The organism is Xylophilus ampelinus (assembly GCF_003217575.1).
Lineage (GTDB): Bacteria > Pseudomonadota > Gammaproteobacteria > Burkholderiales > Burkholderiaceae_C > Xylophilus > Xylophilus ampelinus.
This window is the reverse complement of record NZ_QJTC01000040.1, coordinates 1-7,160: the sequence shown is the minus strand read 5'-3', so window position 1 is coordinate 7,160 and position 7,160 is coordinate 1. Positions and strand designations below refer to the sequence as shown.

Here is a 7,160-nt window from a genome sequence, read left to right as displayed (position 1 = left end):
CGTCGTGTGGGTGTCAGTCGGTCGCGGCATGCACGTCGGGACCGTGCTCAACTCCCGACCGCTCCCCGACCCGAGGTGCCTCGAATCGATCGAAGGCACCCCGAGCCGAGCGAGACGCTGGCCGCCTGCACCGCAGCGCGGTGCAGCCGGTGCCGCATCACTCGATCGGCGGCGGCGGCGGGATGCGGGCGTCCGCATACACCCAGGCCAGCTCGCCCGAGGCCAGCCGCACCCGGTCGCGGCGGTAGTCGTCGACCTCGTAGTCGTCGGCCTGGGCCAGCTCGTCGGCGGTGATCGCGAAGACGTTGCCCGCGACGGAGTCGGCGGGGTCGCCGGTCGCCACTACCACCGGGTGGTGCGTCATGCCGCTGGTGGCGATGACCGCCGCGTCGCGGATCTCCAGCTGGTCGAGCCGGTAGCCGGGCAGCGTGTCGGCATGGCCCTGCAGCAGCCGGCCGAAGGTGGCCAGCTGCACCGCGGGCATGCGCAGCGTGCCGTAGGAGAAAAGGTGTTCCAGCGCGTCGAAAGAAGTTGTGGACATGGCGGTCGCGCGGTGGCGTCGTGGCGGTTTGCCCTACTGTAGCCCCAGCACCCCTGCCTGCCTCGCGCACTTTGCACGCAGGTGTTCAGGCGGCGCGCAGCCAGGCGTCGGGCTCTGCCTCGCGCACGTCCTTGGCGGTGCCCACTTCCATGTCGCGCGGCAGCGGCACGCCGTTCTTCACCGCCAGGATTTCCGCCATCACGCTCACCGCGATCTCGGGCGGGGTCTTGCTGCCGATATAGATGCCGATGGGGCCGCGCAGCGAGGAGAGCGATGCCTCGGTCTCGTCGAAATGATCCACCATCCGCTGGCGCCGCGCCGCGTTGTTGCGTCGCGATCCGATGCCGCCGACGTAGAACGCCTCGGAGTGCAGCGCCTCCAGCAGGGCAAGGTCGTCGAGCTTCGGGTCGTGCGTCAGGGCCACGATGCAGCTGCGCCGGTCGGGCTTGAAAGCGCGCACCGTGTCGTCGGGCATCTCGGCGGTCAGCGCCACGCCGGGCACCGACCAGCTGCCGCGGTATTCCTCGCGCGGATCGCAGACGGTGACGGCGAAGCCGCTGAAGCGCGCCATCGTCGCCAGGTACTCGGCCATCTGGCCGGCACCGATGATCAGCATCCGGTACTCGGGGCCGAAGGTATTGGCGAGGCTCCCGGCATCCAGCTCCAGCGCGGCAGGCTCTGCGGTGCCGTCCAGCTGCACCGCGCCGTCGGCCAGCGCCACCCGGCGGCGCACCATGCGGCCGGCCTCCAGGCCCTGCACCAGCTCCACGAGCGCCGCGGCGTCGGGGTCGTACTCCAGCAGCAGCTCCAGGGTGCCGCCGCAGGGCAGGCCGAAGCGGTGGGCCTCGTCGGCACTGACGCCGTAGCGCACCAGGGTGGGCGCGCCGGTGGGCATGCCGTCGCGGCGGGCATGGCGGTCGATCAGGTCGTCCTCGATGCAGCCGCCCGAGACCGAGCCGACCACCGCGCCGTCTTCCCGCAGCGCCAGGGTGGAGCCCACGGGCCGGGGCGACGATCCCCAGGTGCGGACCACGGTGGCCAGCAGCGCGCGCCGGCCGTCCAGGTGCCAGTCGCGCAGGGTGCGCAGTACGGTGAGATCGATGTTTTCCATGTCGTGGGGAGCCAGTGATTCGCTGTGTTTGCCACGATTGTGGTCGGCTAGGCCGGGTTGCGGAGCCTTTGTTGCAAAGCCTTGTCGAATCGCAGGAAGAACTTGCCGACCAGCGCCTCGGCGGTGCTGCGCAGCCAACGCCCCGCCACCTGCGCCACCTTGCCGCCCACAGCGACCTGCAGCGTGTACCGCAGAGTGCAGCCGGTGCGCGGTGCCACCGCATCCGCCAGTACCACCCGGGCCAGGCCGCGGCCGAAGCCTGCGGCACCGCGACCCTCGACATCGATCGTGTAGCGGTGCGGCGGCTCCACGTCGGTCAGGGAGATGGTGCCGCCGAAGCGGGCCGACAGCAGCCCGATCTTGAAGGCCGCGCTCACCTCGAACACGCCGGGCGCCGTCACGTCGCAGGTGTCGCAGCCGGGATGCAGGCCATCAGCACCGCAGGATCGTTCATCGCCTCCCACACCTGCTGCGGCGTGGCGTCGATCGGATGGCTGCCTTGCAGATCCATAGGGGGTCCTTCCCTGTGCTTTTCTTTTCCGATCCGGTCTGACGAAGGGGACGGCGGCTGCATCGGCGCCGACAGGGGCGACATCGGCTCGAAGCGCCGCGACAAACATGCGACGCGGATCCGCCGCCACCTCCACACAGTGCATAACACGCTCTAAGAGCGGCTAACACAACCCAGCGAAGCGGTTCTGGCTAGGCGCCGCATCGCAGACAGTACGAGTAGTACGACAAGGTGCGGCAACGACGCCAGAAGGGTTGTGTTAGCCGCTCTAAGCCGGCACCAGCGACGAGGTGCGCCGCGCCTTGCGCACATTGAACGCGCTGACGATCAGCACCCCCTGCACCACCGCCAGGCCCACCAGCACGCCGCGGAAGCGGCCATGGTCCATCAGCGCGCCGAAGAGCAGCGGCGCGGTCGCCTGGCCGATGTCGAGGCCGGCGTACACCACGCCGTAGACGCGGCCGGTCGCGTTCGGCGGCGTGGAGCGCTTGACGATCAGGTCGCGCGACGGGCCCGAGATGCCCGCCGAGAAACCCATCGCTCCGAACAGCACCGGCACCGCCAGCGGCGGCATGTCGAGCAGGCCCAGCGCCAGCGCGATCAGGGCCGCGAGGCCGAAGCCGATGCCCACGATGCGCTCGCAGCGCGTCGGGTCCGAGGCCAGGAAGCCCCCCAGCACCATGCCGCCGGCGCTCGCCACCATGTAGATCGTCAGGCACATCGCCACCAGCGCGACCGGCACCGCGTGCAACTGGCGCGCCGCCTCGGGCGCGAAGGCCTGCACCACGCTGAGCGATGCGGCGTAGAAAAAGAAGAAGCCGAAGCACATCCACACCGCCGGGATGCGCAGGAAGTCGAACTTGCCCTCCACCAGGGCGTCGTGTCCGGTGGCCTGCAGCACCGCCTTCTTGTCGAGCGCCAGGTGGCGGCGGTAGACCCACAGCACCGCCAGCACCACCAGCGCCAGCACCCCGGCCGAGGCCAGCGCGACGCGCCACGAGAACGCGACCGCCAGCGGCACCACGAAGGCCGGCGCCAGCGCCCAGCCCAGGCTGCCGGTGATGCCGTGCACGCTGTAGGCATGGCCCAGCCGGGTGGGCGCCACCTTGCGGTTGAAGAGCGTGTAATCGACCGGGTGGAACACGCCGTTGCCGATGCCGCCGATCACCGCGCTGCCCAGCAGCATCCAGTAGTTCTGCGCCATCGCATAGCCGAAGCCCGCCAGCGCCAGCATGCCCAGGCCCGCGAACAGCACCGGCCGCGGGCTGTAGCGGTCGACCACGAAACCCGACAGCGCCTGCACGATGCACGACACCGCGAAGAACACCGTCAGCACGAAACCCAGCTCGGCATAGCCCACGCCGAACGCGGTCTTGAGCCACGGGAACAGCGGCGCCAGCAGCAGCTGACTGAAGTGGCTGATGCCGTGGGCCACGCCCACCAGGCCGATCAGGGTGGCATCCTTGCGGAAGGCCGCGCGCTCGGCCGGATCGCGAGCGGCGGTGGGTGCGGAATGGGTAGCTGAGGCCATGGCAGGGTGCGCGGCGCACGCGAAAGAAGAAGAGGAGCGGCGATCGTAGGCGCCGATCGCGCGGCAGAATTGCGACGAAGGGCCAACTTCCATCGAGAACATGCCAAAAACATCCAGCACCCCAGCCCAAGCCCGCCCGCCGGTTCGCGCCCGAGCCCGTGCCCGCGCACCGGCCGCCAGCACCGGCGCCCAGGTCGGCTCCCTCACGCCGCACCTGTTCGTGCCCACGCCCGACCGGCCGGTGCGCGCCAAGCAGCGGCCTCTGGCGGCCGAGACCGTCGTGGTGCCGCACCGCCACGACTGGCCGCAGCTCACCTTCTCGGCCACCGGCGTGATCCGGGTCAGCACCGAGGGCGGCACCCTCATCGTGCCGCCCTCGCGCGCCGCCTGGGTGCCGGCCGGCATGGAGCATTCGATCACCGTGGTGGAGGATGCCGAACTGCGCACGGTGTACCTGGTGCCGCAGCCGCCCTCGGCCGACCCGGCCTGGCAGCGCTGCGTGGTGCTGGAGATGGGCCCTCTGCTGCACGCCCTGGCCTTCGCCCTCGACAGCACGCCCGACGGCACGGCGGGCCCGGCCGGCGGCGCCGCCCACTTGGCGGAATGCCGCCGCCGCGAACGGATGATCGCCCCGCTGTTGCGCGACGAGCTGGCCCGCGCACCGCGACTGCGCATGGGCGTGCCGATGCCGCATGCCGAGCACGGCGACAAGCGCCTGCGCGCGCTGTGCGAGGCGGTGCTGCGCGCCCCCGCCCGCCCCGCCAACCTGGCGGAATGGGCCGCCGCCGCAGGCGCGAGCGAGCGCACCGCCGCCCGTCTGTTCCGCAGCGAACTGGGCATCAGCTGGCAGCAATGGCGCCAGCAGGCGCTGCTCGCCCACGCCCTGCCCCTGCTGGCCCGCGGCATGCCGGTCGCCCATGTGGCCGCCGCCAGCGGCTACGCCAGCGACAGCGCCTTCACCGCGATGTTCCGCGCGGCCATGGGGCGGTCGCCACGGCATTTTCAGAATAGAAACGGGCTGTAGCCGGCGTGCAGAGCCGGCCACTAGCTATCGAATCAATAGCATCACGATGCATGCGCATGGCATCGCCGGTATCCTCGGTCGGTATCGCCTGCCAGCGCATACTCCACCGCCAGCGCCACCGCCGCCAGCCGCGCATCGTCTCCCCGCACGGCCGAGAGCATCAGGCCCACCGGCAGTTCGCCGGCCGCATGGCACGGCAGGCTGAAGGCGCAGCCGTCGAGATAGTTGATCGCGAAGGTATTGCGCAGCAGCAGGCCGTTGGCCTTGAAGAAGGCTTCGTCGGTCGCGAGCAGGTCGGCGATGGGCGGGGCCACCAGGGGCACCGTGGGACACAGCAGCGCGTCGAAGGACTGCAGCCGCGCCTCGGCCCGGGCGATCCAGTCGCGGCGAGCGTCCTGCATCGCGATGTAGTCGGCGGCGCTGGCCTGCGCGCCCAGGGCGATGCGCTGGGCCACGCGGGCGTCGAAGCCGTCCAGCCGCTCGGCCAGGCGGTGGCGGTGCATCGCATAGGCCTCGACGGCCGAGAAGCCGCCGGGGGCGTTGAGCCTGGAGATTTCGGCCAGCTCGGCGAAGGCAATCTCGACGATCATCGCGCCGGCGTTCGACAGGGTGCCGAGCGCGCGGTCGAAGGCACGGGCCACGGCGGACTCGATGCCGTCGAACATCAGCTTCTGCGGAACCGCCAGGCGCAGGCCGACCAGCGGGCGGCGGCGCACCGCCAGCGGCGCGTCGGCGATGGCGGCGTCGGCCAGCAGGCAGTCTTCCACTGACCGGGCCATGGCGCAGACGGTGTCGAGCGAGCGGGAGAGTTCGAACGCCCCGGTGCGCGGCACCCGCGACTGGGTGCTCTTGAAGCCGACGATGCCGCAGAGCGCCGCCGGGATGCGGATCGAGCCGCCGGTGTCGGAGCCGAGCGTGACCACGGCCAGGCCGAGCGCCACCGACACCGCCCCCCCTGCCGAAGATCCGCCGGGAATGCGCGCCACCGCCGCATCGGCCGGATTGCGCGGCGTGCCGTAGTGGGGGTTGATGCCCACGCCGGAGAACGCGAACTCGGTCATGTTGGTCTTGCCGACCAGCGCAGCGCCCTGCCTGCGCAGCCGTGCGACGGCCACCGCGTCGGCCAAAGCCGGCGTTGCATCGCGACAGACGACCGAGCCGGCCTGCGTGACCTCGCCGGTCACGTCGTACAGATCCTTGATGCTGACGGGCAGACCGGCCAGCGGCGGCAGGGCCACGCCGGCCCGCCGGGCCGCGTCGGCATGGCGGGCGGCGGCCAGGGCCGCGTCGGCATACACCGCCGTGAACACATGCTGCGCGGCGGGCGACGCAGCGCCTTCCAGCGCCTGGGCGACGCAGGCTTCGTGGGTGGTATCGCCCCGGGCGATGCGGCCGCGGAACGTGGCGATGGTGTCGGTCATGGCGGGCGGGGTAGAAGCGAGCGTGGCGAGAGATATCGACCGGCACACGCTCGGGGACGACAGGGAAGAACCGTGGCGAGCAAGCCGCGTGTGCGGCGACGACCGGCCGTATGTCCGCACGGCGAGGGCCGGCGCTGCACCATGGGGTTGCGCAGCGCCGGCCCTCGCACCGTCAGGCGACGACGGGTAGCGACTCCACGGTGTAGCGGTGCACGATGGATCGCTGGCGCACCGGGTCGCGCAGCGCGATCTCCATTTGCGCCGCCGGGCGGATGCCGCGGCCCTGCGAATCGGGCAAGGCACCCAGCGTACCGCAGCAGAGAAAGCTGCCCTCGGCGGCATCGACACCGCCAGGCCCGAAGAACCCGTCGCGCAGTCCTGCCAGCGGCCGGATCGACGCCAGCGTGCCGCGCTGGTAATCGACCCACGCGCCGTTCTCGTGGATGCGCGACTGCAGCACGATGCCATCCTGCGCATCGGCCACGTCGCGCCAGCGCCACGCGGCGGTGGCCACCGGCTTGGGGCACATCTGCTTGGAGACGGCGACCGAGTAACTCTCCACCTTGCGGTCTGTGTGGTCGGAGCCGACGCTGAGCCACCATTCGCCCGCGGCGAAGAAGAGCAGCGGCTCGGCCTCGCCCGAACTGTCGTCGCCCAGGGTTTCCAGCAGCGGCGACTGGCTCAGCAGCGTGGTGCCGGCGCGGTAGTAGAGCGGCACGGCCGAGGGCCGGGGCACGCCGAGGGCGGCCAACTCCTCGATGTGGTGGTCGATGGCGGCGGCGTCGCGGCCGGTCCAGCCGGCGATGGCGAAGCGGATCGGCACCACGGACAGCGTGCGGCTGGTGCGGCCTCCGTCAGCCTCGACGGATTCGCAGGCGAAATGCAGAACGTGGGACATGGTGAGAACCTGGGTCGGGAACGGGGCTACATCAAATAAGTCGGCAGCCACAGCGCGATTGCCGGGAACACCATGAGCACGACGATGGCGAACATGTAGACGCCCATGAAGGGCAGCACGCCG

General features: G+C 71.1%; 8 protein-coding genes. 1 reads left to right on the top strand and 7 read right to left on the bottom strand.

Going from position 1 to position 7,160, the window contains the following annotated elements; all coding sequences use genetic code 11:
* Window positions 1-157 precede the first annotated feature (157 nt).
* From DFQ15_RS16485 to DFQ15_RS16465, 5 genes are all read right to left on the bottom strand, one after another.
* Window positions 158-541: a gamma-glutamylcyclotransferase family protein gene (locus DFQ15_RS16485; protein WP_110467006.1), complete on the bottom strand. Its 384-nt coding sequence runs from the start codon at window positions 539-541 to the stop codon at window positions 158-160.
* 85 nt (window positions 542-626) lie between these two features.
* Window positions 627-1,652 carry an XdhC family protein gene (locus DFQ15_RS16480; RefSeq protein WP_110467005.1) on the bottom strand — a complete coding sequence of 342 codons (1,026 nt, stop codon included), beginning with the start codon at window positions 1,650-1,652 and terminating at the stop codon, window positions 627-629.
* A gap of 47 nt (window positions 1,653-1,699) precedes the next feature.
* Window positions 1,700-2,053, bottom strand: a complete 354-nt coding sequence (locus DFQ15_RS16475) for an SRPBCC domain-containing protein (protein ID WP_158529092.1) — start codon at window positions 2,051-2,053, stop codon at window positions 1,700-1,702.
* Complete coding sequence (locus DFQ15_RS18260; protein ID WP_158529091.1) at window positions 2,050-2,163, bottom strand: SRPBCC domain-containing protein; 114 nt, start codon at window positions 2,161-2,163, stop codon at window positions 2,050-2,052. The genes DFQ15_RS16475 and DFQ15_RS18260 overlap by 4 nt, the downstream gene beginning before the upstream one ends.
* 268 nt (window positions 2,164-2,431) lie before the next feature.
* On the bottom strand, window positions 2,432-3,694 hold the full coding sequence (locus DFQ15_RS16465) for an MFS transporter (protein ID WP_110467003.1): 1,263 nt from the start codon (window positions 3,692-3,694) through the stop codon (window positions 2,432-2,434).
* A 100-nt stretch (window positions 3,695-3,794) separates the two neighbouring features.
* Between DFQ15_RS16465 and DFQ15_RS16460 the strand changes: the two genes are divergently transcribed.
* Complete coding sequence (locus tag DFQ15_RS16460) at window positions 3,795-4,718, top strand: AraC family transcriptional regulator (RefSeq protein ID WP_110467002.1); 924 nt, start codon at window positions 3,795-3,797, stop codon at window positions 4,716-4,718.
* A 41-nt stretch (window positions 4,719-4,759) separates the two neighbouring features.
* On the opposite strand, the gene DFQ15_RS16455 is transcribed toward DFQ15_RS16460, so the two are convergent.
* Together DFQ15_RS16455 and DFQ15_RS16450 are read right to left on the bottom strand one after the other, a co-directional pair.
* Window positions 4,760-6,139, bottom strand: coding sequence for an amidase (locus tag DFQ15_RS16455; RefSeq protein WP_110467001.1), 1,380 nt, complete (start codon window positions 6,137-6,139; stop codon window positions 4,760-4,762).
* Between the two features lie 172 nt (window positions 6,140-6,311).
* Window positions 6,312-7,037: a DUF2848 family protein gene (locus tag DFQ15_RS16450; protein WP_110467000.1), complete on the bottom strand. Its 726-nt coding sequence runs from the start codon at window positions 7,035-7,037 to the stop codon at window positions 6,312-6,314.
* Between the last annotated feature and the right edge of the window lie 123 nt (window positions 7,038-7,160).

Bases quoted from the DNA above. Each gene is read 5' to 3' on its own strand.
- DFQ15_RS16450 (WP_110467000.1), bottom strand. From the start codon at position 7,037: ATGTCCCACGTTCTGCATTTCGCCTGCGAATCCGTCGAGGCTGACGGA.
- DFQ15_RS16455 (WP_110467001.1), bottom strand. From the start codon at position 6,139: ATGACCGACACCATCGCCACGTTCCGCGGCCGCATCGCCCGGGGCGAT.
- DFQ15_RS16465 (WP_110467003.1), bottom strand. From the start codon at position 3,694: ATGGCCTCAGCTACCCATTCCGCACCCACCGCCGCTCGCGATCCGGCC.
- DFQ15_RS16460 (WP_110467002.1), top strand. From the start codon at position 3,795: ATGCCAAAAACATCCAGCACCCCAGCCCAAGCCCGCCCGCCGGTTCGC.
- DFQ15_RS16485 (WP_110467006.1), bottom strand. From the start codon at position 541: ATGTCCACAACTTCTTTCGACGCGCTGGAACACCTTTTCTCCTACGGC.
- DFQ15_RS18260 (WP_158529091.1), bottom strand. From the start codon at position 2,163: ATGGATCTGCAAGGCAGCCATCCGATCGACGCCACGCCGCAGCAGGTG.
- DFQ15_RS16480 (WP_110467005.1), bottom strand. From the start codon at position 1,652: ATGGAAAACATCGATCTCACCGTACTGCGCACCCTGCGCGACTGGCAC.